Source organism: Bacillus sp. CH140a_4T, assembly GCF_008923725.1.
Lineage (GTDB): Bacteria > Bacillota > Bacilli > Bacillales > Bacillaceae_G > Bacillus_A.
In genome coordinates this window covers 13,577-37,081 of sequence record NZ_WBPF01000016.1, presented here as the reverse complement: position 1 = coordinate 37,081, position 23,505 = coordinate 13,577, and the positions used below count along the sequence as shown (strand labels likewise).

Annotated in this window: 27 protein-coding genes and 2 riboswitches; of the genes, 13 read left to right on the top strand and 14 right to left on the bottom strand. The window is 36.0% G+C overall.

Annotation, left to right across the window (positions count from 1 at the left end; genetic code table 11):
• Positions 1-100 precede the first annotated feature (100 nt).
• The 8 genes from F8162_RS15605 (at position 101) to F8162_RS15570 (ending at position 6,067) form a co-directional block, all read left to right on the top strand.
• Positions 101-1,606, top strand: coding sequence for a spore germination protein (locus tag F8162_RS15605; protein WP_151631592.1), 1,506 nt, complete (start codon positions 101-103; stop codon positions 1,604-1,606).
• Complete coding sequence (locus F8162_RS15600) at positions 1,603-2,685, top strand: Ger(x)C family spore germination protein (RefSeq protein ID WP_151631593.1); 1,083 nt, start codon at positions 1,603-1,605, stop codon at positions 2,683-2,685. Before F8162_RS15605 ends, F8162_RS15600 begins: the two co-directional genes overlap by 4 nt.
• 12 nt (positions 2,686-2,697) lie before the next feature.
• Complete coding sequence (locus F8162_RS15595; RefSeq protein ID WP_151631594.1) at positions 2,698-3,798, top strand: GerAB/ArcD/ProY family transporter; 1,101 nt, start codon at positions 2,698-2,700, stop codon at positions 3,796-3,798.
• A 52-nt stretch (positions 3,799-3,850) separates the two neighbouring features.
• Positions 3,851-4,360: a PCYCGC domain-containing protein gene (locus F8162_RS15590; protein ID WP_151631595.1), complete on the top strand. Its 510-nt coding sequence runs from the start codon at positions 3,851-3,853 to the stop codon at positions 4,358-4,360.
• Between the two features lie 120 nt (positions 4,361-4,480).
• A complete protein-coding gene (locus F8162_RS15585; RefSeq protein ID WP_001195460.1) occupies positions 4,481-4,729 on the top strand; it encodes a YhdB family protein in 249 nt (82 codons plus the stop codon).
• A 164-nt stretch (positions 4,730-4,893) separates the two neighbouring features.
• Positions 4,894-5,313 (top strand): disulfide oxidoreductase, encoded by a 420-nt coding sequence (locus F8162_RS15580; protein ID WP_151631596.1) that lies wholly within the window; start codon positions 4,894-4,896, stop codon positions 5,311-5,313.
• Between the two features lie 12 nt (positions 5,314-5,325).
• Positions 5,326-5,778: a thioredoxin family protein gene (locus F8162_RS15575; protein WP_151631597.1), complete on the top strand. Its 453-nt coding sequence runs from the start codon at positions 5,326-5,328 to the stop codon at positions 5,776-5,778.
• 73 nt (positions 5,779-5,851) lie between these two features.
• Positions 5,852-6,067 carry a DUF1540 domain-containing protein gene (locus tag F8162_RS15570; protein WP_151631598.1) on the top strand — a complete coding sequence of 72 codons (216 nt, stop codon included), beginning with the start codon at positions 5,852-5,854 and terminating at the stop codon, positions 6,065-6,067.
• 33 nt (positions 6,068-6,100) lie between these two features.
• Here the strand turns inward: F8162_RS15570 and F8162_RS15565 are convergent, their stop codons facing one another.
• The 3 genes from F8162_RS15565 to F8162_RS15555 all read right to left on the bottom strand — a co-directional run bounded on the left by F8162_RS15565 (position 6,101) and on the right by F8162_RS15555 (position 8,153).
• Positions 6,101-6,352, bottom strand: a complete 252-nt coding sequence (locus F8162_RS15565) for a hypothetical protein (protein ID WP_151631599.1) — start codon at positions 6,350-6,352, stop codon at positions 6,101-6,103.
• A gap of 104 nt (positions 6,353-6,456) precedes the next feature.
• Positions 6,457-7,218, bottom strand: a complete 762-nt coding sequence (locus tag F8162_RS15560; protein ID WP_151631600.1) for a L,D-transpeptidase — start codon at positions 7,216-7,218, stop codon at positions 6,457-6,459.
• Positions 7,219-7,286: 68 nt separating this feature from the next.
• Entirely contained in the window at positions 7,287-8,153 is an 867-nt protein-coding gene (locus tag F8162_RS15555; protein ID WP_151631601.1) for an SDR family oxidoreductase, read from the bottom strand.
• Positions 8,154-8,355: 202 nt separating this feature from the next.
• Between F8162_RS15555 and F8162_RS15550 the strand changes: the two genes are divergently transcribed.
• The 4 genes from F8162_RS15550 (at position 8,356) to F8162_RS15535 (ending at position 13,511) form a co-directional block, all read left to right on the top strand.
• Entirely contained in the window at positions 8,356-9,657 is a 1,302-nt protein-coding gene (locus tag F8162_RS15550) for an NCS2 family permease (RefSeq protein ID WP_097890211.1), read from the top strand.
• 90 nt (positions 9,658-9,747) lie between these two features.
• A riboswitch (SAM riboswitch) is annotated at positions 9,748-9,853 on the top strand.
• 88 nt (positions 9,854-9,941) lie between these two features.
• The gene (locus tag F8162_RS15545) at positions 9,942-11,054 is read left to right on the top strand and encodes a sugar ABC transporter substrate-binding protein (RefSeq protein WP_151631602.1); all 1,113 of its coding nucleotides are present in this window, start codon (positions 9,942-9,944) and stop codon (positions 11,052-11,054) included.
• On the top strand, positions 11,051-12,538 hold the full coding sequence (locus tag F8162_RS15540; RefSeq protein ID WP_151631790.1) for a sugar ABC transporter ATP-binding protein: 1,488 nt from the start codon (positions 11,051-11,053) through the stop codon (positions 12,536-12,538). Before F8162_RS15545 ends, F8162_RS15540 begins: the two co-directional genes overlap by 4 nt.
• Positions 12,522-13,511, top strand: coding sequence for an ABC transporter permease (locus F8162_RS15535; protein WP_151631603.1), 990 nt, complete (start codon positions 12,522-12,524; stop codon positions 13,509-13,511). The genes F8162_RS15540 and F8162_RS15535 overlap by 17 nt, the downstream gene beginning before the upstream one ends.
• Positions 13,512-13,538: 27 nt before the next feature.
• Here F8162_RS15535 and F8162_RS15530 read toward each other — a convergent pair whose 3' ends face one another.
• From F8162_RS15530 to F8162_RS15515, 4 genes are all read right to left on the bottom strand, one after another.
• Positions 13,539-13,811 (bottom strand): sugar ABC transporter ATPase, encoded by a 273-nt coding sequence (locus F8162_RS15530; RefSeq protein ID WP_151631604.1) that lies wholly within the window; start codon positions 13,809-13,811, stop codon positions 13,539-13,541.
• A gap of 55 nt (positions 13,812-13,866) precedes the next feature.
• Complete coding sequence (locus tag F8162_RS15525; RefSeq protein WP_151631605.1) at positions 13,867-14,070, bottom strand: hypothetical protein; 204 nt, start codon at positions 14,068-14,070, stop codon at positions 13,867-13,869.
• Positions 14,071-14,196: 126 nt separating this feature from the next.
• Positions 14,197-15,051: a patatin family protein gene (locus F8162_RS15520; protein ID WP_151631606.1), complete on the bottom strand. Its 855-nt coding sequence runs from the start codon at positions 15,049-15,051 to the stop codon at positions 14,197-14,199.
• A 128-nt stretch (positions 15,052-15,179) separates the two neighbouring features.
• Positions 15,180-15,641, bottom strand: coding sequence for a MarR family transcriptional regulator (locus tag F8162_RS15515; protein ID WP_151631607.1), 462 nt, complete (start codon positions 15,639-15,641; stop codon positions 15,180-15,182).
• A gap of 140 nt (positions 15,642-15,781) precedes the next feature.
• Here F8162_RS15515 and F8162_RS15510 point away from each other — a divergent pair, with 140 nt between their 5' ends.
• Positions 15,782-16,963 (top strand): MFS transporter, encoded by a 1,182-nt coding sequence (locus F8162_RS15510; RefSeq protein WP_151631608.1) that lies wholly within the window; start codon positions 15,782-15,784, stop codon positions 16,961-16,963.
• Between the two features lie 22 nt (positions 16,964-16,985).
• On the opposite strand, the gene kdpDN is transcribed toward F8162_RS15510, so the two are convergent.
• From kdpDN to F8162_RS15475, 7 genes are all read right to left on the bottom strand, one after another.
• A complete protein-coding gene (kdpDN, locus tag F8162_RS15505; protein ID WP_151631609.1) occupies positions 16,986-18,140 on the bottom strand; it encodes a KdpD-like non-kinase potassium sensor in 1,155 nt (384 codons plus the stop codon).
• A gap of 56 nt (positions 18,141-18,196) precedes the next feature.
• On the bottom strand, positions 18,197-18,778 hold the full coding sequence (kdpC, locus tag F8162_RS15500; RefSeq protein ID WP_151631610.1) for a K(+)-transporting ATPase subunit C: 582 nt from the start codon (positions 18,776-18,778) through the stop codon (positions 18,197-18,199).
• A 16-nt stretch (positions 18,779-18,794) separates the two neighbouring features.
• Positions 18,795-20,885 (bottom strand): potassium-transporting ATPase subunit KdpB, encoded by a 2,091-nt coding sequence (gene kdpB / locus F8162_RS15495; RefSeq protein ID WP_151631611.1) that lies wholly within the window; start codon positions 20,883-20,885, stop codon positions 18,795-18,797.
• Positions 20,886-20,898: 13 nt separating this feature from the next.
• Positions 20,899-22,566 (bottom strand): potassium-transporting ATPase subunit KdpA, encoded by a 1,668-nt coding sequence (gene kdpA / locus F8162_RS15490; protein WP_151631612.1) that lies wholly within the window; start codon positions 22,564-22,566, stop codon positions 20,899-20,901.
• A gap of 19 nt (positions 22,567-22,585) precedes the next feature.
• On the bottom strand, positions 22,586-22,666 hold the full coding sequence (kdpF, locus tag F8162_RS15485) for a K(+)-transporting ATPase subunit F (RefSeq protein ID WP_000150656.1): 81 nt from the start codon (positions 22,664-22,666) through the stop codon (positions 22,586-22,588).
• Positions 22,663-22,767 carry a SipW-dependent-type signal peptide-containing protein gene (locus F8162_RS15480; protein WP_000887889.1) on the bottom strand — a complete coding sequence of 35 codons (105 nt, stop codon included), beginning with the start codon at positions 22,765-22,767 and terminating at the stop codon, positions 22,663-22,665. Before F8162_RS15480 ends, kdpF begins: the two co-directional genes overlap by 4 nt.
• A 99-nt stretch (positions 22,768-22,866) precedes the next feature.
• Positions 22,867-23,012, bottom strand: a riboswitch (cyclic di-AMP (ydaO/yuaA leader).
• Positions 23,013-23,273: 261 nt separating this feature from the next.
• Positions 23,274-23,504 carry a hypothetical protein gene (locus F8162_RS15475; protein WP_151631613.1) on the bottom strand — a complete coding sequence of 77 codons (231 nt, stop codon included), beginning with the start codon at positions 23,502-23,504 and terminating at the stop codon, positions 23,274-23,276.
• Between the last annotated feature and the right edge of the window lies 1 nt (position 23,505).

Sequence of the window (23,505 nt, the reverse complement as noted above, 5' to 3'; positions counted from 1 at the left end):
ACTCTTCCTTTTCTTTATGAACTTTCAATTTTCAAGTATAAATTCCCGTCTTTCCCAAAAACTAACACAAGTAAATGATATATGTCAGGGGGGTGTGAAAATGTTTCGTGTAACATCAAAAAAGAAAAAACAAACAGTCTGTTCTATTCCAGAATTTATCCATACTATGAAAGAATCAAGCGATTTTTCTTCTTATAACGTCATAGAAGATGGGACATTATGTTTGTTTTATTATAAATCTACAGTTGAATCACTTATTATTAATCGGTTCATTTTAACACCTATCAAAAAAGAATTAGATCGCATTCAAAATATAAATGACATAGCTAATATCGTTACACTTGAAGAGATTATCACCACTCCTTCTATTGATGATATCCGTGAAAAACTATTAGGTGGCTATGTACTTTTGCAGCTAAAAATTGATTCTCAAACAGCCGAATATGCACTTATTCGCGCTGAAAGTTTAGCTTTAGGTACACGATTATATAACGACACAGAAAATGAATATAGTGTCATCGGTCCTAAAATTGGATTCGTTGAGAATATTGATACGAATATACATTTACTTCGCCGAAGCATTGTAACAGAGCAATTAATTTTCAAGGAGCTTTCCGTTGGCTCTATCTCAAAAACAAAAATTATAGTCGCTTATATGGCGGATATTACAAATGAACAGCATGTGAATACTGCAGTGCAACGCCTGCAAGATATTGACTTTGATTTTCCATTCGATGCAACTATGATTGAACAGTTAATTAGCGATAATAGCAACTCCCCCTTCCCTGTTTTACTACCTACAGAGCGTTTAGACCGCTCCGTTTATTCATTATTGAATGGAGGAGTTGTCATTTTAACAGACGGTTCACCGTACGCATTAGCTGGACCAGCGACATTACTCGATTTCTTCGTCTCTCCAGAAGATTATTATTTGCCATGGATAGCAGGCTCATTTCTTAGAATGGTTCGTTTTTTTGGAGCAGCATTCTCACTATTTTCATCGGCTATTTATACAGCTGTATTAACGTATCACTATCAAATGATTCCTGCAGATTTACTTGGCCCTATTATTTACTCTCGAGCTAATGTACCGTTTCCACCTGTTTTGGAAGCACTTTTTTTAGAAATTACCATTGAACTGCTGCGGGAGGCTGGCGCTCGTTTACCGACTAAAGTCGGCCAAACGATCGGTATTGTTGGGGGGATTGTAATCGGGCAAGCATCTGTTGAGGCTGCTTTAACAAGTACCATTTTATTAATCGCGGTTGCGTTATCTGCGCTTGCGTCTTTTACAACACCAACAGTAAAAATGTCATCCACTATCCGGATATTACGATTTCCACTCATCATTTTAGCTGGAGCATTTGGGGGGGTAGGCCTCATTGTTGGCTTTGTATTTATATTAGCTCATTTAATTCGCTTAAAATCACTTGGATCACCTTATTTACTACCTTTATACCCATTTCGCGGGTTAGGTACAGCTGAAGGACTGCTTCGCCTTCCATTTAGTCAAACTGCAGGACGTGCTTCGTTTCTAAGACCGAAAAAGAAATGGCGCTATGATCCGAACAAAGCGAAAGAAAAACACGATGGTGAAGAAAAATGAAAAATATTTTATTATGCTGTTCCGTTATCATTTTAATTTTTCAATCCGGCTGTACACAACCTAATATAGTAGACACACAGCGAATTATTCATGTAGGTGGATTTGATATAACGAAAGATAAAACATTTCGCGGGACGATTTTATATCCTGATTACACAAAAGGTGTGCAATCAAAGCCAGAAACACAGTCAACTACCGCTGGCACGATTGAAACAATTTCCTCACTGCTAAATGCCAAATCGCCACATACAATCGCTGTAGGTCAAATGCGTGTTGTTCTATTTGGAAAATCATTTGGCGAACGTGGAATTGGAAATATTATTAACAACTTACAACGCGATCCTAACATAGGGCGTGATGTGCAACTAGCACTTGTAGACGGCTCAACTGAACAACTACTCAAGCATGTCAAAACAAATGGATCCCTATATCTTTCTGATTTACTGGAGCAAAATATAGACAGTGAGACAATCCCTCGGACAGCTTTAAATATTTTTTTATATAATTTTTATTCATCTGGCTGCGATCCGTTTCTACCTTACATTCAAGTTGCAGAAGACAAGTCTGCTTCTATTAAAGGACTCGCTTTTTTAAAAAAGGATAAAGTGGCTATGTATACAGATAAAAAAGGGGCCTTTTTATTTAAATTACTTATTAATCCTACTAATAATGGTCGTTATGAAGTTCCGATACGTCAAGGGAAACATAAAGGATTAATCGCCACTCAAAATTTATCTGGAAAGAGTGTTTGTTCTCTTTCCGAAATTGGTGACATTCCGAAACTTCACATTCGCCTAAAATTAAATGGACTCATAAAAAATGCGCCTGATTGGCTCGATTTATCAAAAAACAAAAATATAACTTACGTAAAAAAACATGTGGAAAAAACAATTGAAAAACATTTAAACGAATTAATAAAACAATTCCAAGAAAAAGAAATCGATCCAATAGGTATACGTGAAGAAATTCGTAGTCACTCAAGAAAATGGAGCATGAAACAAATTCAAGAAATGTATCCTAACGTAGACGTTGCTGTTAGTGTGCAGATTAATGTCGTACAATCTGGTATCGGAGAATAGTGAGGTGCTATCATGGCTGGACAAGATAAAACACATACTGTTTCCCCTTATTTCACATTCCTTCTATTGCACTCTCTTCAAGTCGGAGTAGGTGTGTTAGGATACCAAAGAATTATTGCACAATACGCCGGTTATGATTCTTGGATTTCCCTTATCGCTGCCGGCATTGTAACTCATATCATATTATTTTGCATGCTTAAAATGTTAGAAAAAGATAATGATTTAATGGATATTCATACGACATGTTTCGGAAAATGGATTGGAACATTTTTTTCTGTATGCTTCGCCGCATACCTTCTATTGTTTTGTCTTACTGTTCTTCGTACATATATTGAAGTTATTCAAGTTTGGGTCTTTCCTACAATTAAGCCGTGGAAATTAACTTTATTATTTTTACTTGTAGCTTATTACGTAATTAGAGGCGGCTTTCGCTCTGTAACAGGAATATGTTTTTGGGGCGTTGTCATACCGATTTTCGTCCTATTCTTCTTAGTTTTCCCAATGAAATATGCGCATGTTCGTAACATCTTTCCAATTCTAACTCATTCACCTTTAGACATTTTAACTGCAGCGAAAGCATCTGCATTAGAATTTCTCGGATTTGAAGCAATCCTTGTTTTTTATCCATTTATTAAAAAAGGAAAATCTTTAAATAAATGGGCGCACGGTGGTATTGCTTTTACAACGATTCTATACGTAATACTAGCCATCGTTTCCCTTATGTACTATAGCCAAGGGCAACTACACCATACAATTTGGCCAACATTAACGATGCTAAAAATCATAAAGGTTCCTTTCATCCAAAGGTTTGAGTACATCATTATTTTCATATGGTATCTTATTATTTTACCTAATCTTTGTTTAACAATTTGGTCTTCTTGTTGCATTAGTAAAAGATCGTTTCGCATACCTTTTAAAATTACACTACCATTTTTTATCGCAGCCATCTTTATTTCGTCCTTATTTTTCACAAACCGCGAAAGTATCAACACATTAAATACAGTGCTATCTCAAGCTGGTTTGTATATTGTATACGCTTATATCCCAATTTTATTTCTATTTCATTCACTACGATGGCACTTCAAAAATCGTTCAAAAAAAGCTTCTCCCTAGGTGTTTTAGTCTGATACAATTTGATTAATACATTTGTAAAGGGGACAAGCGTATGAAGAAATATGTATTTTCTTTACTTGCAGTATTGAGTTTAATTCTTGCTGGTTGCGGAGCTACTAGTACAAACGAAAAAAAATCATCGCAATCAAAAGAAGAGCATGACCACGCATCACATACTCAGCAAGCTGACATTCAAGAAAAAACAAAAGGAGTCGACGTACTTCCTACCTTCTTAGACAAGCTTGATCCACAAATGAAAGATATCTACACTGTCGCTGGACAAAATGCAGAGCTATTAGATTGGATTCCATGTTACTGCGGTTGTGGTGAGAGTGTAGGACATAAAAATAATAAAAACTGCTTTATTCGTGAAATTAAAAAGAATGGTGAAGTTGTTTGGGATTCCCACGCAACGACTTGTGTCAATTGCCTAGAAATCGCAGTTGAATCTGCTTCCATGAAACAAAAAGGAAAATCAACGCTGGAAATTCGCAACTATATTGACAATAAGTATAAGGAAGGATATGGAAAACCAACACCTACACCAATGCCAAAAGCTTAAAAACGAGGAAACACCTCGTTTTTTCTTTTCATTCACATTTTTTCTTAACAAATTCTTTCAAGTGTATTTCTCCTTGCTTGTCACACACTATATATAACTCCTCAGTAAGGAGGGTACACAGTGCAAACATATAACGACTATGATAAAGCTCTCTATTACACGTATTGCTGTAATTGGGATAAATTACTCGTTCTTATGGTTCAAACGAACGATCAATTATTTTCTAAGCGTATTGAACATTTTTTACACGCTTATCAATACAGTAAAGAAATGCCAGAAGTTGATAAACAATTGCAGCTTCTATTTCAATATATTGACCACGCATCCCAAAAGTCACATATAGAAGAAGTAGAGCAAATTCAAATGTAAAATATAGCGCTATTCTCTTTATGAGAATAGCGCTTTTTAAAATGTTTATATCAATAAAAGTTTCCCCTTATAAAACTTTTATTGATAAACATATTTTTTCTTTCTTTTCTGTGCTACTTCATACTATAATTTAGTATGTAACTATTATAAGAGAGGTATAAAATATGGAACGAGAAAAAAAGCAAGAATATGCTTTACTTACCGCATGGGGAGCTTCTTTTGTCGCTACACTAGGAAGTCTGTACTTTTCCGAAATCATGAAATTTGAGCCTTGTGTACTTTGTTGGTATCAACGTATTATTATGTATCCATTCGTTTTATGGCTTGGTATCGCTGTAGCAAAGAAAGATTATCGCATCGCAAGTTATTCTTTACCAATTGCAAGTGTTGGTGCTTGTATTTCTTTATATCACTATGCCATTCAAAAAGTCGCAGCATTTTCAGCTGCTGGGGCAGCTTGCGGCCGTGTACCTTGCACCGGAGAATTCATAAACTGGTTTGGTTTTATTACAATCCCGTTTTTAGCACTTATCGGCTTTATTACAATCGCTGTATGTAGTTTTATTGTAATAAAAAACAAATAAGGAGATGAAAAAATGAAAAAAATGCTTATATTTGGTGGTATTATTATCGCCTTGTTTGCAGCAATTTTCGCTGTCACACAAATGGAAGAAAAAAATGCTACTAGCCAAAAAATTGATAATGCTACTGGTAGTACAACAAATGGTCCTGACTACTATACAAACAAAATCTCTCTTGCAGATCTTCAAAAAAATTTAAAAGAGAAAAAAGAAGAAACAGTATACTTTTATCAAACATCTTGTGTTCATTGTCAAAAGCTATCTCCTGTCTTAGTACCGATGGCTAAAGACTTGAACGTTGATATGAAAGTTATGGATATTGAAAAAATAGATGCTCCTTGGGATGAATATAAAATTAAAGGAACCCCAACAATTATTCATTTCAAAGATGGCAAAGAAGTAAGCCGTATTAGTGGTGAACAACCGAAAGACAAATTAAAAGAATGGCTTGAGCAAACGAAAAAATAACGAGAAAAGGAAACTCCTTCTACACATGAAAGTGGGCGTAAAATCCCAAACTAATGTATAAGGAGGGGGTTTTATGCCAGAAGTAAAATGCTCTGTTTCCAATTGCTCATTTTGGGGACAAGGTAACTTTTGTCAAGCAACTGCAATCGTTGTGCAACCAGATGCACAAGAAACTGGTTCGAATGCAAATGATTCATATACAGGCGCGGTTTTAACAAACGAGACGCTAGAAAGTTCTGTAACAACGAGTGTAGAAACTTGTTGTCATACATTTAAGCCAAAATATTAAACATAAAAAGCATACGAGTAATCGTATGCTTTTTTACATTCCTCTCCAAAAATCATGCATGATAAAAAAGTACAAAATAACGAGAACAACTGTCCCACATAAGGTAATGCGCCGGTATATACTCTTCTCTCCTTCTCTTGCTTTCACAAATGCCCAAATAAATCCGAAGAATAATATTAAATCAACATATGGAACATAAAAAGAAAAGACGAGAAATGCATACAAATACACCATAAATAAACAGGTCGTTACTAAGAAAATTTTAAAAGCGAATTCACTTTTCATAATGTAACCGCCCCCCTATCTGTACTGTATTATATTCAGCAAAATCCAATAGTTGCAGTTAAACTCAAAGTAGAAATAAGCTACCGTCTATAATACGGTAGCCATTATGGAACATTATATTTCCGTTTATATATATTACTTAAAGCCGAAGAAGGAATTTGCTCATAACGAATTTTTTCTCCTGTTTCATCCACTATATACAAATTGTTTCCTATATAATATATTCCATCTTTTCGTTTTGAATACACTGGATATCTTTCGTTTGGCAATACCGTTTTCACTTTCGTTAACTGCCCATTTGGTTCTTGCCAATATATACCCACGCGATCTACTAACGTAAGCATACCAATTTGCTCTTCTTCTACTTTACGACCATTCCAGCTCACAACGCGATAACCAAGCTTATTCGCTTCATATTCAGGGCTCGTATGAAAACGAGCAATGATTACTTTTGTTTGCAACTGTACTCGGTCATATAGCCACTGTATATCTCTGTCATGCATACGAATACAACCATTTGATTCTCTACTACCAATTGTCCCTTCTCGATTTGTCCCGTGAATTGCATATTCATTTTTATCTAATCCAAGCCACCTCGTACCAAGGGGATTATTCGGTGCACCACCAGGTATTTTTTTTCGATGGTATTCTTTATTTTTATATTTAGTTATAATACAAAAATTACCTTCAGGTGTAGGTGTACGATCTCTTCCAGTCGTTATCGGAAATGTTTTCGTATAGTTCCCCTCATCAAAGAAAGACAGCTGATTCGTCGTAAGGTTCACTAATATTAAATGATCTGTATCAGCAAAAGCACTAACCGGCAGGATGAAAAATAGGATTACGATAAACAATACTTTCTTCATCTAAATCCTCCCTAGCACTAATATCATAATAAATGCAATTAGCTTTACTTTGCTCTTATCGAAGAAAACTATCCATTTACAATAACGCCCCCATTTACATGTATCATTTGTCCAGTAACATAGGATGAATCGCCAGATGCTAAGTATACGTATGCTGGCGATAATTCATATGGTTGACCAGGTCTTTGCATCGGGACATTACTCCCAAACTGAGAAACTTTTTTCTCATCAAAACTCGATGGGATAAGTGGCGTCCAAATTGGTCCCGGAGCCACACCATTTACACGAATACCTTTTTGCACTAACGACTGAGCTAATGACCTTGTAAAAGCAACAATCGCTCCTTTCGTCGCGGAATAATCAATTAACGTTTCATTTCCTTCATACGCAACGATAGACGCTGTATTTATAATGGCATCCCCTTGTTTGAAATGAGAAAGTGCTGCTTTCGTAACGTGAAAATAAGAAAAAATGTTAATACGAAAAGTCTTTTCTAACTGGTCTGCCGTAATATATTCTAACCCTTGCTGCGGATATTGCTGAGCAACGTTATTCACCAAAATATTTAAACTACCCAGCTGCTGGACGGTCTCTTCTACAATATATTTGCAATGTTGTTCATCGCTTAAATCTCCCGGTAACAATACACACTTTACACCTTCTTTTTCAACATACTGCTTCGTCTCATTTGCATCTCCCTCTTCATCTAAATAAGCAATCGCAATATTTGCTCCCTCTTTTGCAAAAGCAATGGAAACAGCTCGTCCAATTCCACTATCTCCACCTGTAATTAATACATTCTTTCCTTTTAACTTTTCGCTACCTTTATAATTCGGATCTTCAAACTGCGGAAGTGGATCCATTAACGATTCAATACCAGGTTGTTTATTTTGATGTTGAGCAGGCATTGTTACAAAGTTTTTTTGCTGCGGCATATCTTCATTCAACTCCTTTTCCTTATAATGCACACAATAAAAAACTACAATTCACACGTACTTTTACGATTAACATTCGAATTTAAGACACAAAATATGAATTGTTGTAAACTTTTTATGCAAAACTATTGCAAAATAGTTAAAAAACGAATATTATATATAACTGTTGTGGAAATTATTCGTAAACAGAAAGGATGTTTATATGTTTAACCTTTCAAAACATAAAACTTCTATTAAAACTGAAATTATGGCAGGTATTATTACCTTCTTAACAATGGCATATATCATTGTCGTAAACCCTGTCATCCTTGGGGATGCAGGAGTTCCATTTGAACAAGCATTTACAGCAACAATTATTGCTGCTGTTGTCGGAACATTATTTATGGCGATTTTTACAAACTTACCAATCGCAATTGCACCAGGTATGGGATTAAATGCTTACTTCTCTTACTCTGTTGTAAAAGCTCATGAAGGCATGACTTTCGCGATTGCATTCTCTGCTGTATTCGTAGCAGGTATGATTTTAATTTTGTTATCATTCACTTCTTTCCGTACAAAATTAATGGAAGCAATTCCTGAAAACTTAAAGCATGCAATTACTGCTGGTATCGGTCTTTTCATTGCCTTTATCGGTTTACGTTTAACAGGTATCGTTACAAAAAATGAAGCAAACTTAGTTGGGCTTGGTGATCTTCACTCTGCTCCAGTACTACTAGCATTAGCTGGACTTGGAATTACAATTGTCCTTATGTCTTTAAATGTAAATGGCGCACTATTTATCGGAATGCTATTAACTGGTATTATCGCTTACTTCACAGGACAATTATCGTTCTCAAACGGTGTTACATCAATGCCTGGATTACCAGAAGGAATCATCGTTTCCAATCCAATTACTGCTGTATCTGATGTAATTAACTACGGATTATACGGCGTTGTATTTTCATTCTTCCTTGTTACATTATTCGATACAACAGGTACATTACTTGGCGTTGCTCAACAAGGTGGATTTATGAAAGATGGAAAGCTTCCAAAAGCTGGACGAGCTCTTCTATCTGACTCATTCTCAGCAACAATCGGTTCTATGTTCGGAACAACACCATCAACAGCGTACATTGAATCATCTGCTGGTGTTGCAGCTGGAGGTCGTACTGGTTTAACAACTGTTACAGTAGCTGTTCTATTCGCACTAGCAGCATTCTTCGGACCATTAGTAAGTGCCGTTTCTGGTGTATCAGCTATTACTGCACCATCATTAATTATCGTTGGTAGTCTTATGATGGGCTCAGTTCGCCATATCGATTGGGACGCATTTGATGAAGCATTCCCAGCATTCTTAGTAATCTTAAGCATGCCACTTACATCAAGTATCGCAACAGGTATCGCACTTGGATTTATTTCATACCCACTTATGAAAGTGGCAAAAGGTAAATTCCGTTCTGTTCACCCACTTGTGTATGTATTCGGAATCTTGTTCGCTTATCAATTGATTTTCTTACCACATTAAAATCCCTCATAAAGAGGGATTTTTTTTATAAAAAATCATTTGACAACACCATAAACTTGTGGAATAATTCAAAATAGTTGAATATTCGATGTCTTATCAAGAGCAGGTGGAGGGATGAGCCCTACGAAGCCCGGCAACCGACCCATTTATGGGCACGGTGCTAATTCTTACAACACGTTGTGTTGAAAGATAAGAGTAATATGATAAGACGTCTTTTCTATATGAAAAGGCGTTTTTTATTTTCACTCCCTCCCCTCTCTTCTTAGTTTAGGAGGGATTTTTTTATGAAGAAATTGTGTTCCATCGTACTCATTGTTCTCTTACTTACATTAACTGCTTGTACAAATGAACAAGACGCTGTCTCTTCACAAAAGCAACAAACTGTAAAAAAAGTGACTACAACAGTAGAAAATCATTTACAAACAGAAATTCCAAACCAAATAAAGAAACCATTAAAAATTGCATTAATTATGCAAATGTCTATCGGAACTTTTTCCTCTCAATATATTGAGGGCGTCAAAAGACAAGCCGAGCTATTTGGCGGCAGTGTACAAGTCTATAATTCTGATAACGATTTAGCAAAAATGGCGGCAAATTTAGATACTGCCATTAATTCAAAAGTGGATGGTATTTTAATTGATCATGGCCGATCAGAAGCGCTAAAACCTGGAGTCGAAAAGGCAATACAAGCGAACATTCCCGTAGTAGCATTTGATAATGATCTACGCTTGCCGGGCGTAACTATTATTGATCAAGATGACTATAGTCTTGCATGGAAATCATTAAAAACATTAGCGGAAGATTTGAATGGACAAGGAAATATCGCAGTCGTATGGGTTGGCGGATTCGCTCCAATGGAACGTCGCAATATTATCATTGATGCTTTTTATAAACGTTATCCAAATATAAAAGAAGTTGCACGATTCGGTACTGCAAGTAATAACACACCGCTTGATACACAAACACAAGTAGAAGCTTTACTAAAAAAATATCCGAAAAAAGGAGATTTACAAGCTATCTTTGCTTCATGGGATGAATTTGCTAAGGGGGCTGTCAAAGCGCTCGAACAAGCTGGTCGTACAGATATAAAAGTATACGGCATTGACTTAAGCAATGAAGATTTGCAACTCATGCAAAAAGAAAACTCACCTTGGACTGCTACAGCTGCAACTGATCCAGCTGAGGTAGGTAAAGTTCAAGTACGATTTTTATATAAAAAAATCGCTGGTGAACAAACTCCAGATATTTATTCATTAGAACCTTATTTAGTGAGGAAAAATAATTTACCAAAAGAAAATTTAACAATGGATCATTTATCAAAACATATAAATGGTTGGGGAGATTCAAAGGATGGGTATTCTCCTTGGATGAAAAAATTAGAGAAGGAGAAAAAATAATGGCATTCTCTCTTCAAAACATTACACATTCTTATCACGTAGCTACACCTGTTCTAGAAGATATTTCTATTCATATTGAAAAAGGCAAAGTGCACGCTTTACTAGGAATGAACGGCGCAGGAAAAAGTACTTTACTCAAAATAGCAACTGGTGAAATTCAACCAGTTGCTGGCGATATAAAAATTGATAATCGGTCTGTTTCCTTTACTTCACCACGAGATGCAAAGAAGCACGGTATTTCTTTCGTCACACAAGAAGTCGATCACGGACTTATCCCAGGATTATCCGTCTTAGAAAATGTACTAATCGATCAATTAGCAATGCAAAACAGAGCCCTATTTTCAAAATCAAAATTAGTCGCACTCGCGAAACAACACTTACAAACTGTACAGGTCGATTTAAATGTTTTGGAAGACGTTTCAAACTGCTCATTACATGAAAAACAGTTACTTCTTATCGCAAGAGCTTTATCTAACAATACAAATTATCTTTTATTAGATGAGCCCACTTCTTCTCTTGGGCCAAAAGAAGTTGAAACCTTTGGAAAGCTCTTAAAAGATTTAACATCAAAAGGTATTGGCATTATTTTAATTTCTCATCGTCTATTAGAGATTCGAAACTTTGCGGATGATGTCACTGTATTACATGACGGTAAAGTTGCACTTTCTGAAGCTATTACAAATATTACGGATCAACAAATTGTGGAAGCAATGACTGGAAAACAACTTACGCTTCCAATTAATACAACACCAAAAACCGGAAGAGAAGAATTATTTAAAATACCAGAACTTCAATTACACAAAGGTCATTCTCCCCTTTCTCTCACCGTACGGAAAGGCGAAACAGTCGTGATATATGGATTAATTGGCAGTGGAAAAACAACACTTGCTGAAACGTTATTTGGTGCTCGTCATACTTATCACGCAGAAATAGACGGTCAAAAACTAACGATTAAAACACCACGAGATGCGATTAAAGCGAAAATCGCACTTGTACCAGAAGAAAGGAGAAAACAAGGCGTATTTCTTTCGGAAGATATTATAAGTCACACAAATTTACACCAATCAGGATGGCGACGAAAACAAACTGAATTAAATAATGCTACTACAGCAATTTCTTCTTTCGGTATTTCACCAACTGACCCAAAGGCCTTTATTCATTCACTTAGTGGCGGAAACCAACAAAAAGTCTCAATTGCAAAGTGGAGTGGATTCAAACCTAATCTATTTCTTTTAGACGAGCCAACTAAAGGTGTAGACGTCGCTGCGAAACAAGACATTTTTCAATTCATTCGCAACATTACAGAAAACGGAAGTTCCGTAATTTATTTCACAGGAGAACAAGATGAGGCGTTGCATATCGCTGATCGTATTCTTATACTGGCAAACGGAGAATTTGTAGGTGAATACTTACCAAACGAACTATCTCCTGAACAGCTTTTACATTTATCTGAAGGGAGTTATTCCATTGAATCTCGTTCATAAAACTAAGAAACTATATTTACCTACTCATCTTTTTTATCAATTTAGTACAATTGCTATCATTATAGGTGTTACAATTTTTTTCTCTATCGTCAATGATTCTTTTTTAACATACAACAATATTAGTGATATTTTACGCTCTATTTCTATCGTAACGTTACTCGCAATTGGTGTTACCTTTACATTAATTGTAGAAGGATTTGATTTATCGGTCGGCTCTACCGCTAGTTTAGCAACAATTGCCGCTGCTTCCTGTCTCGTTTTATATCGACAAGAACTATTAGTTACACTCCTTGTTCCTATTCTTTGCGGGCTATTAATTGGATTATGTAATGCACTACTCGTTATCCGAATTAAACTACCAGATTTACTTGCTACACTAAGTATCATGTATATCGTTAACGGACTACACTTAACATTTTCAAAAGGATCTTCTATTTATGAAGGAATGTCTGGGGCTAAAGGACATTTTATTCCATCCTTTTTATTTATCGGTCAAGGTTCTGTGCTAGGAATTCCAGTCCCTGTCATTATCATGCTTATCGTCGTTTTAATTGCACATCTATTTTTAGAAAAAACAACGTACGGTCGTTTCTTTTATATGACAGGTGGGAATCGAGAAGCTGCGAGATTAGCAGGTATCCCTACTGATCGTTACCGTGTATATGCTTATATGATTAGTGGTTTACTAGCTTCTATTGGCGGAATTATTCTATGTAGCCGCGTTGGAACAGGGCAAGTTTCGGCTGGTGCCCCATTGTTAATGGATGCAGTTGCAGCTGCCTATATCGGTTACGCAATGTTTGGTGCCAAGAAACCAAATGTCATCGGAACATTCCTCGGTTCTATATTAATTGGAATCATATTAAATGGACTTACAATGATGAACGTTCCTTATTATGCACAAGATATCATTAAAGGCAGTATTTTAATTACAGCTTTAGCCTTTTCATTTATTAAAAAGAAGCGTAAATAAAAAAGTAGCGCATCGAATTTCGATACGCTACTTTCCTTTTGCAACAATCAAACGAACTACTTTCAATACAAGAAGTAAAAGACAGTTCACTATTGCTGCAATCCCTAAAAATACCGCTATCATCAGCTCTCCCATTCCGTTATTCAATACAAACATAACAGAAGAAATGAATGCCAAAATAAGCAATATTAACGTTGGTATATATTTCATAACAGGCTTCTTATATGATTTTTTTGAAAGAAGAAATGTAATTACTAATGTCATAATGACCATAAAATATACTGCAAATAAGAAAACCATACGAAAGCCTCCACTATTCCTAAACTATGAAAAAGATAAAAGAAGTTAAAACTTATTAATATTTTTCATTCACCTGTAATTCTTTACTATACTTTTGAATGAAAACGGATGAAATAACCATTACCATCCCTACACTAAATCCAATAAGCTGATCTAGTAGCATTTCATCATGAGTGAACCAGCGTAATAAAAATACGCCACCAAAAATAAACATCATAGTAAATCCAGTATGTCTAAGCCCTTTATATACATTTTCCATATGTATCACCTCTCCACATACTTTTATCCATATTATACCATGATACTAGAAGTGTATAACCGTTATTCGACATTCAAACCAATAATAAAAAAGACTGCAGAGAAATTTTTCTCCACAGCCTAATACTTATTTTTGTAAAAACGACTGTAAATCTGCAAACTGTCTCTTTGCATCTTCATAGCCTTGCTCATATAGATTTTGTAGTTTTGCTGTATCTTTTTCCATACGATCTACTTGAAGCAGCACTTCTGGGCGAATAACAAATAAATTCCCGGCTTGTTCTTCTTTTTCAATGTAGTGAAGTGTTTCATTATACACTTCATAACGATTTAGCATCGTGTTAACAAGGTTCGGATATTTTTTATACGCTTTCGCTGCCACCCATCCAAACTTTGACTTTTTCTTCGCGTAACCATGATTTCTCGTCAAAATAACGACTGATTTTTTAAACCCATCTTCCTGTGCTTTACGAACTGGAATTGGATCAGAAATCCCGCCATCTAATAACTGCTTACCACGATAATCTACTACAGGTGCAATGAAAGGTAATGAACTAGATGCTTGTAATAAATTTAATGCATCATCATTCGTTCCCTCTTTTTCGAAATAAATAGACTTTCCTGTTTCACAATCCGTCGTCCCTACAAGGAAACGCTCTGGGCTATTAAAGTATGTTTCAAAGTCAAATGGGACATGTTTTTCTGGAATTTCATGAAAAATGAAATCCATATCAAATAACTGGCGTTTTCTCCATAAATTTTTATACGATAAATATTGTGGGTGTGATGCATAATCAATATTTACTGTTTTATTTCTATTTCTTTGTCTGGAAAGATACGACGCTGCATGACAAGCACCAGCTGATACACCAATTACATATGGAAAATATAAATCTTGTTCCATAAAGTATTCTAATATCCCGCCCGTATATACACCACGCATACCGCCGCCTTCTAATACTAATCCCGTATTTTCAAGCATGTTATTCTCTCCTCTTTATATATTGACTCTTTAATTATTCACTATGTTAAGTATCTTTCTCTATTATATATGAGTTTTTTTAGAAATTATATTCAAAAGGCTTGAAATAAAGGAGTTTTTTCTTCCAATTATATTTCCAAATGTTTGGAGACATCCTTTATAAACCTTTGAATAAAATCTTGCTCTTCTTCCGTATATCCATCTAACAGTAGCAGCCACTTTTCTTCAGCTTGTTTATGCAGTTTATCATGAGCTTTATATATTTCATTTCCGCTTTCCGTTAAGCGGAAGAATATTTCTTTTTGATTATCTAATATTTGCATCTTCTCAACGAATTGCTTTTGAAACAACTTTGTACAAATTTTAGAAATTGCACCCTTCGTCATTCCCATTTCTGTCGTAATAGCAGTTACATTCATCAAACCATTTTTGCCGATACACTCGATCACATGTAACTCAGATAAAGACATACCACTTATACCTGTCTCACGAAGAAACTTCTCATTTTGTCCTTTCAAATGTTCTTCTTTTTTATGTAAAAGTGTACGAATGTCCGAAAGTATTTCCATTTGTTTCGTTGCATGATCCAATCCGTTCGCCCCCTAAGTTTCCAAAGAAACAATTTAACTATATACCATTTTAAAATCATTTTTTCATATTTACAAGTGAGAAAAACATGTTAAAATAAATTTAGTTTCCGAGGAAACTAAATTACAAGGAGGTTAACATAATGAAAAAATCCAAACTTCATTTCATTTTATACGTTGTCTGTATGAGTGCCTTACTCGGTTCCTTCGCTCAAAATATTTACACACCTATCTTGCCTATGATTCAAGCTTCTTTTCACACTTCTCTTTATCTAGTAAATTTAACAGTTTCACTATTCACATTCGTTCTTGCAATTATGCAGCTCATATATGGACCTTTAATTGATACAAAAGGGAGAAAATCTGTCCTTATCCCTAGTTTAATCATTAGTACAATTGGTTCAATCGGATGTGCTTTTTCGGCGAACGTTTATTTTTTTCTATTTTTTAGGGCTGTTCAAGCTATAGGAATAGCAGCTATCCCTGTAGTTGCAGCAACGATTATCGGTGATTTATTTGAAGGAAAAGAGCGCGGAGAAGCGATGAGCCTGTATCAAATGTTACTTGCTTTCGCACCTGCAATCGGTCCTCTCATTGGTGGTTATCTCGGTAGTATAAATGGCCACTTATCCGTATTTCTGTTTTTATCTATACTCAGCATTCTCTTATTAATTATAAATATTTCACTACTTCCAGAAACAAAACCAAATGTAATGAAGCAACCGCAAGCAAAAAAGAGTTACTGGTTTATCTTAAAAAATAAAACTGGATTTTCTATTACTCTTATTGGCTTCATTCAATTTTGTATTTACTTTTGCTTCCTCGTTTTTTTACCAAGCATTTTAACAAATTCATTTCACTTAACTGCAAGTAAAATTGGTCTTATATTTGTACCGATGTCCCTTTCTATTATGTTAGGAAGTTATTGCTACAAGCTTTTGCAAAAACGCCTCACAACAAAGCAAGCTTTATTCATCACTAGTTTCTTCAATATTATATGTGTCACTTTATTCTCTTTCACATATAGCATCAATATTCCATTCATCATTATCGTTACATCTTTATACGGTTTTAGTATGGGACTTTCTATGCCAACTCACACTACTTTATTAACGGAAGAATTCGTGCAAGAACGCGCAACCGCTATCGGTATGTACAACTTCATCCGCTATCTCGGCATGGGCACAGGGCCACTTGTAGGTGGATTTCTTGTATTTAATCAAAATTACTTTTGGATTTTCTTCCTAGGTGCAATTATGTTTCTACTCATAATCTTATATGCGATGAAAATGCTACGTTTTCATGTTGTACAAAAAGTAAAATAGGGACCTATAGATGGTCTCTATTTTAAGCTCTTTGATCCGCGACGATATGAATATCAATATACTTCGTTTCTCTCATAATTTCATTTACAATTGAACCTTTTCGAATTTCTTCCCACCTTGTTCTTGCCGATTGTCCGAGTAAAATTTGCGTTACTTGTAGTCTTTTCGCAACTTCAATAATAACATTAGCCGGCTTTCTACCGTTTGCTTCTTCTAATACAAAACTTGCATCAAATTGATTCGTTAGCGACTTCCACTCTTCAATTGTTTGCTTTTTCCCTGCTGATAGAGAATCTATATTTTCCCTTTCTACGTTTAAGACATACAATTCAGCGTTTAACCGATCCGCCATGCGCCATCCCCGTCTTATTAATTTCTCTGCTGTTGAACTGTATTGTACACAAACGAGAATTTTTTCTTTCACGCCAATCGGTTCTATCACTGTTTGGCTAATTTTCTCGTCCATATCATCTGCAACTTCACGAAGCGATAATTCCCTTAGTGCCCCTAAATTATTGAGCGTAAAGAAATTTTGTAAGCTTTGCTCTATTTTTCCCTCCTTATATATCTTTCCGTCTATTAATCTCTTCCTTAATACTTCCGGCGTTGCATCAACAAGCTGAATTTCATTTGCTTTTTGTAAAATAAAATCTGGGATACGTTCCCTTACTTTTACATTCGTAATTTGAGCAACAATGTCATGAACACTTTCTAAATGCTGAATATTAAACGCTGATAAGACGGATATACCAGCATCTAGCAATTCCTGTACATCCATATAACGTTTCTTATTTTTAGATCCAGGAATATTACTATGCGCGAGTTCATCCACAACAACGACTTGCGGTGTACGTTTTATAATTCCTTCCACATCGAGTTCGTAAAATACTTTTCCTTTATACTGTATTTCTTTTAAAGGAACTTTTTCTAAATCAGCAATTGCGTCTTCTGTCTCTTTTCTTCCGTGCGTTTCAATTAAACCAATTACAATATCCGTACCATCCTTTTTCATCTCTCTAGCATCAAGTAGCATTTTATAACTTTTCCCTACTCCTGGAGCTGCTCCTACATATAGCTTTAACTTCCCGCGATTTTGCTGAAGAATATATTCTAAATACTCTTCTGGTGTTCGCCTTTGAAAAGTTGGTTTATAATCATCCGCATACAAAACATTCACAACCCTTCTTTCGAAACAACGCTACCTCAATCCGTTAGATTGAGGTAGCACTGTTACTATTTCAGTAATTTCTGTAATTCTAAGTTTAATTTTAAGACGTTCACGCGATCTTCTCCAAATAAACCAAGTGCCGCACCTTCCGTTTGATCTTTAATCAATTGATTTAGCGTTTCTTTCGGAATATTCGTCAATTTCGAGATGCGCTCTACCTGTACGGAAGCTGCCTTCGGACTAATGTCAGGATCAAGCCCTGAACCTGAATTTGTCACTAAATCGATCGGCACCTCTGTAACTGGAACAGTGGGATTTTGTTTCTTCCACTCTTCAATACTTTTCTCTACTCGTTTCTCTAAATCTGGATTAGACGGTGCATAGTTATTTGAACCAGATGCTTCTGCTTTATATTCAATACTAGAAACACGTCCATGAAAATAACGTGGATCTGTGAAATTTTGACCGATTAATTTAGAACCAATCACTTCATTTTTATCATTATATATTAGACTTCCATCCGCATTATCCTTCATTACTGCTTGTGCAATACCAGTTACAATAAGCGGATATACAAGGCCGCACAACACTAAAAATGTAAAAGTAATACGGATGATTGGTGATAGTATACTTTGTTTCTTCGCCATCTTTTTCCCCTCTTCCTTATATGAACAAGCCGACAATTATATCAATTACTTTAATTCCAATGAACGGTACAATAACCCCGCCAAGTCCATAAATAAGTAGGTTTCGGCCAAGTAGTGCATTCGAACTCATCGGTTTATATGCGATACCTTTCATCGCCAATGGAATGAGTAATGGAATAATAACCGCATTAAATAGTAATGCTGACAAAATCGCTGACAGTGGTGATGTTAGTTTCATAATGTTTAATGCTTCCATTTGCGGAATTGCAAGTGTAAACATCGCTGGAATGATAGCGAAATATTTCGCTATATCATTCGCAATACTAAACGTCGTTAATGCACCACGCGTCATTAACAATTGCTTACCGATTCCTACAACCTCAATAATTTTTGTCGGGTTCGAATCTAAATCAATCATATTCGCAGCTTCTTTCGCAGCTGTCGTACCACTATTCATCGCTAATCCAACGTCAGCCTGTGCTAATGCCGGCGCATCATTTGTACCATCACCCGTCATCGCTACAAGTTTCCCTTTATCTTGCTCTGCTTTAATAACCGCAATTTTATCTTCTGGTTTACACTCAGCAACGAATTCATCTACCCCTGCTTCTTTTGCAATCGTTGCTGCTGTTAACGGGTTATCACCAGTACACATAACCGTTTTAATCCCCATTTGGCGCAATTGTTCGAAACGCTCACGCATACCAGGTTTTACTGTATCCTTTAAATATATTAAACCGTAAATACGATTATTCACTGCAACCACCAATGGTGTTCCGCCCTCTTTGGAGATGGAATCTGCTTTTTGATTTACATCTTTCGGAATCGTTCCACCTTGTGACCTAACCCATTCAATAATGCTACCAACAGCACCTTTTCTCACTTTCGTTCCGTCCTGTAAATCAACACCACTCATTCTCGTTTCTGCTTTAAACGGAACAAACTCACCTTGTTCTGCAATTTCTCGATTATATGATATAGATTTCGTTTTTACATATTCGATAACTGATCGACCTTCTGGTGTTTCATCTAAAACTGAACTAATCGCAGCCCATTTCCCTACTTGCTCGATCGTCTCATTTCCTACAGGAAGCAATGTATGTGCCATTCGGTTTCCGAAAGTAATCGTACCTGTTTTATCTAAAATGATTGTATTAATATCACCTGCAGCTTCTACTGCTTTACCCGACATCGCTAACACATTAAACTTTGTCACCCGGTCCATCCCAGCAATACCAATTGCTGATAATAAACCACCAATTGTCGTTGGAATTAAACAAACTAACAACGCGACAAGTACAGCTGTATCAATTTGAAACCCTAAATAGTTTGTAAAAATCGGTAACGTCACAACGACGATTAAGAAAATAAGCGTTAAGCTCGTTAATACTGTATTTAAGGCAATCTCATTCGGCGTTTTTTGACGAGCAGCTCCTTCTACTAACGAAATCATTTTATCAATAAATGATTCACCAGGATTACTCGTAATGACAATTGTAATCTCATCACTTACGACCATCGTTCCGCCTGTTACGGAACAAAAATCACCGCCCGCTTCTTTTATTACAGGAGCTGATTCCCCTGTAATCGCAGATTCATCAACAGACGCTAATCCTTTTATTACTTCTCCATCACTCGGAATCATTTCTCCTTGTTTTACAATAACAACGTCATCTTTTCTCAAATCAGTTGCTGAAACTTGAACAATGTCTCCATTTTCTTTTACAACATTTGCAAACACATCTTTCTTCGACTGTTTTAAAGAATCAGCTTGCGCTTTCCCCCGCCCTTCCGCTAACGCTTCTGCAAAGTTAGCAAATAAAACTGTAAATAATAGAATGAGAGAAACTGTTATATTAAACCATCCTGGTACACTACTAGAATGACTTGGAAGAAAAGATAAAATGAACGTAATGATAAATCCAATTTCTACAACGAACATAATCGGATTCTTTATCATGACTTTCGGATTCAATTTCGCAAAGGATTGTTTCATCGCATGTTTCACGATATCACGATCCATCGTTTTCGCTTGTCTAACTTCATCCTCTACAGCATGTATTTGTGACTCATTTACTCTTTTTTCTTTTACTACTACCGGTCTCATTATTTACCCTCCATTACTTCAATGTAAGAAATTCTGCAATTGGACCAAGTACTAACATCGGGAAGAATGTTAATGCACCGACAATTACAATTGTTCCGATAAAAATGCCGCCAAATAAACTATTATCCGTACGGAACGTTCCGACTGTTTCTGGTACAACCGTCTTTTCTTTCAATGAAGCTGCAACAGCTAGCATCGTAATTAAACTGAAATAGCGTCCTAAAAACATAACTAAACCAGTTGTAATATTCCAAAACGGTGTATTATCCGCTAATCCTTCAAATCCAGATCCGTTATTCGCAGCTGACGATGTATATTCATATACCACTTGCGTCAAACCGTGGAAACCGGAATGCGAGATAGCATCCGTTCCTAAACTTGTTGAAAGAGCTAATGCTGAAAACCCTAAAATAAGCAGTGGATGAAATAGTATCGTTACCGCAATTAATTTCATTTCCTTCCCTTCAATTTTCTTACCTAAAAACTCTGGCGTCCGTCCAACCATCAATCCAGATATAAAGACTGCGATAATCGCATACATAATAATGTTCACAAAGCCTGCTCCAACGCCGCCGTATACTGTATTTAACATCATATTTACGAGTGGTACTAACCCGCCAATTGGTGTTAACGTATCATGCATCGTATTAACGGCTCCTGTTTCAGCAGCTGTCGTTACTGTTGCGTATAGGGAAGAAAATACTGTTCCAAATCGTACTTCCTTTCCTTCCGTACTTCCTTGTATGTGTTCAATCCCCATTCCATTTAACGCTGGATTTCCATGTAGTTCAGATGTCGTAATCGTTATAAACCCTAGTAGAAACACCATGAATAGTGATACGAAAAGGATACGACCTTGTTTTTTATTTCCTACCATTCGTCCGTACGTAAACGGAAGTGCTGTTGGCAATAACATCATAAGCATCATTTGCAAAATATTACTCATTTGTCCTGGATTTTCGAAAGGATGTGTAGAGTTTGCTCCGAAAAATCCACCGCCATTATTTCCAAGTTCCTTAATGGAAACGAATGATGCAACAGGCCCGCGTAATATACTTTGCTTTGCCCCATCAATCGTTTGTGCCCTAACGGCACCGTCTAACGTTTGTGGTACACCAAGTGCGACAAAGACTAGCGCCGCAATAAATGCGATAGGAAGAAATACTCTCGTTAATGCTCTCGTAAAATCAACGAAAAAGTTACCGAGTTCTTTTCCAGCGAGCCCTCTTATAAATGCCATAACGAGTGCTAACGTCGTTGCTGGTGCTGCAAACATTAAAAATGTAATTCCGATTAATTGTGATAAATAAGATAAACCATTTTCACCGCTATAATGCTGTAAATTTGTATCAGCCATAAAACTAATTGCTGTATTAAAAGCGAGCGTAGGCTCCATTCCTTCAATGTGTGCTGGGTTTAATGGCAATACCCCTTGTAGTCTGAAAATGAAATATACGACAACAATCATAAATCCATTTAATAAAACTAATGACAATGCGTACTGTTTCCACGTTTGATTGTATTCTTTTACACCCGTAATTTTAAAAATAAGTTTTTCAAAAGGCCCGAATACTTTATCTAGCTTTTTACTACCTTGAAAAGCTTTCTCTAAATAAATTCCCGTTGGCTTTGCCACAAGAATAAACAACAGCATTGTAATAACAACTGCGACCCAGATCATAATGAATGACTCCCCCTAATTAAAACTTTTCCGGATTTAATAATGCATACACTAAGTACACCGTAATTGCTGCAACAATAACCGATAAGGCAATCGTCATGATTGCTTCCCTTCTTTCACAACTTTATCTGACCAACTTGCAAGACTTGCCATCGATGCGACTAACACAACAAAAATCCCGATCATTACAACATCTAACATAGCTATCCCTCGCTCTCTTTTGTTAAAATTTACCATAGAAATATTAAAAAAGAACACTGAGCTCTACTCAGTGTTCAAAAAATGAACAACAAAAAGTAAACCTCCTCTCTAAACGCTTACGAGGTTAGCTGTCGGATTCGGGCCTAAAGAGTAGCCCTACTTTCAAAACTGAAAGATTCACCCCAAGTGACGATGCACAAAATTGGTTCCCCCGCTCCATTTCTGGAACTCAGCGATTTTAGGTTTTTTTGGAAATTTTATGAATGATTTATGAGAGTAAATATACTCCTCTATATTTCACTTGTAAAGAGGCAAATTACTTAAAATAAGAAAATATCCATCTATTTAAACGCTTACATTGAGTATTATTAATATCCTTTCATCTATTTTCTCGTCTTTTCTTTCTTTTTCATAGAAATGATCTTTTAAATACGAAATAAAAAGAGCGAATGACATAAAGTGCATAGCTTGTTGCACTTAGCATTCGCTCTTTTTTCATTCACTATTTATTCTCCTCGTAAAAAAGTACGTAAATTTCTCCCGCGAATATAAACTTGTGACAATTCTGCATGTAGCTGCTCATATTCGATAACATCTGTTTTTAAATATAAAGCGTCTTTTGATGGCAATATGATATAGGGCCTTGGAAAAATAGGATCAAGCACCACCAATTCTTGAACTCGATCTACTGATACTGCCCAACGATTCGCTATATCTCCTAATAAAAACACCTTCATC

Excerpts from the sequence above, each read along its gene's own strand:
- F8162_RS15605 (WP_151631592.1), top strand. The coding sequence starts at position 101 with ATGTTTCGTGTAACATCAAAAAAGAAAAAACAAACAGTCTGTTCTATT.
- F8162_RS15600 (WP_151631593.1), top strand. The coding sequence starts at position 1,603 with ATGAAAAATATTTTATTATGCTGTTCCGTTATCATTTTAATTTTTCAA.
- F8162_RS15595 (WP_151631594.1), top strand. The coding sequence starts at position 2,698 with ATGGCTGGACAAGATAAAACACATACTGTTTCCCCTTATTTCACATTC.
- F8162_RS15590 (WP_151631595.1), top strand. The coding sequence starts at position 3,851 with ATGAAGAAATATGTATTTTCTTTACTTGCAGTATTGAGTTTAATTCTT.
- F8162_RS15580 (WP_151631596.1), top strand. The coding sequence starts at position 4,894 with ATGGAACGAGAAAAAAAGCAAGAATATGCTTTACTTACCGCATGGGGA.
- F8162_RS15575 (WP_151631597.1), top strand. The coding sequence starts at position 5,326 with ATGAAAAAAATGCTTATATTTGGTGGTATTATTATCGCCTTGTTTGCA.
- F8162_RS15570 (WP_151631598.1), top strand. The coding sequence starts at position 5,852 with ATGCCAGAAGTAAAATGCTCTGTTTCCAATTGCTCATTTTGGGGACAA.
- F8162_RS15565 (WP_151631599.1), bottom strand. The coding sequence starts at position 6,352 with ATGAAAAGTGAATTCGCTTTTAAAATTTTCTTAGTAACGACCTGTTTA.
- F8162_RS15560 (WP_151631600.1), bottom strand. The coding sequence starts at position 7,218 with ATGAAGAAAGTATTGTTTATCGTAATCCTATTTTTCATCCTGCCGGTT.
- F8162_RS15555 (WP_151631601.1), bottom strand. The coding sequence starts at position 8,153 with ATGCCGCAGCAAAAAAACTTTGTAACAATGCCTGCTCAACATCAAAAT.
- F8162_RS15550 (WP_097890211.1), top strand. The coding sequence starts at position 8,356 with ATGTTTAACCTTTCAAAACATAAAACTTCTATTAAAACTGAAATTATG.
- F8162_RS15545 (WP_151631602.1), top strand. The coding sequence starts at position 9,942 with ATGAAGAAATTGTGTTCCATCGTACTCATTGTTCTCTTACTTACATTA.
- F8162_RS15530 (WP_151631604.1), bottom strand. The coding sequence starts at position 13,811 with ATGGTTTTCTTATTTGCAGTATATTTTATGGTCATTATGACATTAGTA.
- F8162_RS15525 (WP_151631605.1), bottom strand. The coding sequence starts at position 14,070 with ATGGAAAATGTATATAAAGGGCTTAGACATACTGGATTTACTATGATG.
- F8162_RS15520 (WP_151631606.1), bottom strand. The coding sequence starts at position 15,051 with ATGCTTGAAAATACGGGATTAGTATTAGAAGGCGGCGGTATGCGTGGT.
- F8162_RS15510 (WP_151631608.1), top strand. The coding sequence starts at position 15,782 with ATGAAAAAATCCAAACTTCATTTCATTTTATACGTTGTCTGTATGAGT.
- kdpC (WP_151631610.1), bottom strand. The coding sequence starts at position 18,778 with ATGGCGAAGAAACAAAGTATACTATCACCAATCATCCGTATTACTTTT.
- kdpB (WP_151631611.1), bottom strand. The coding sequence starts at position 20,885 with ATGAGACCGGTAGTAGTAAAAGAAAAAAGAGTAAATGAGTCACAAATA.
- kdpA (WP_151631612.1), bottom strand. The coding sequence starts at position 22,566 with ATGATCTGGGTCGCAGTTGTTATTACAATGCTGTTGTTTATTCTTGTG.
- kdpF (WP_000150656.1), bottom strand. The coding sequence starts at position 22,666 with ATGACGATTGCCTTATCGGTTATTGTTGCAGCAATTACGGTGTACTTA.
- F8162_RS15480 (WP_000887889.1), bottom strand. The coding sequence starts at position 22,767 with ATGTTAGATGTTGTAATGATCGGGATTTTTGTTGTGTTAGTCGCATCG.
- F8162_RS15475 (WP_151631613.1), bottom strand. The coding sequence starts at position 23,504 with ATGAAGGTGTTTTTATTAGGAGATATAGCGAATCGTTGGGCAGTATCA.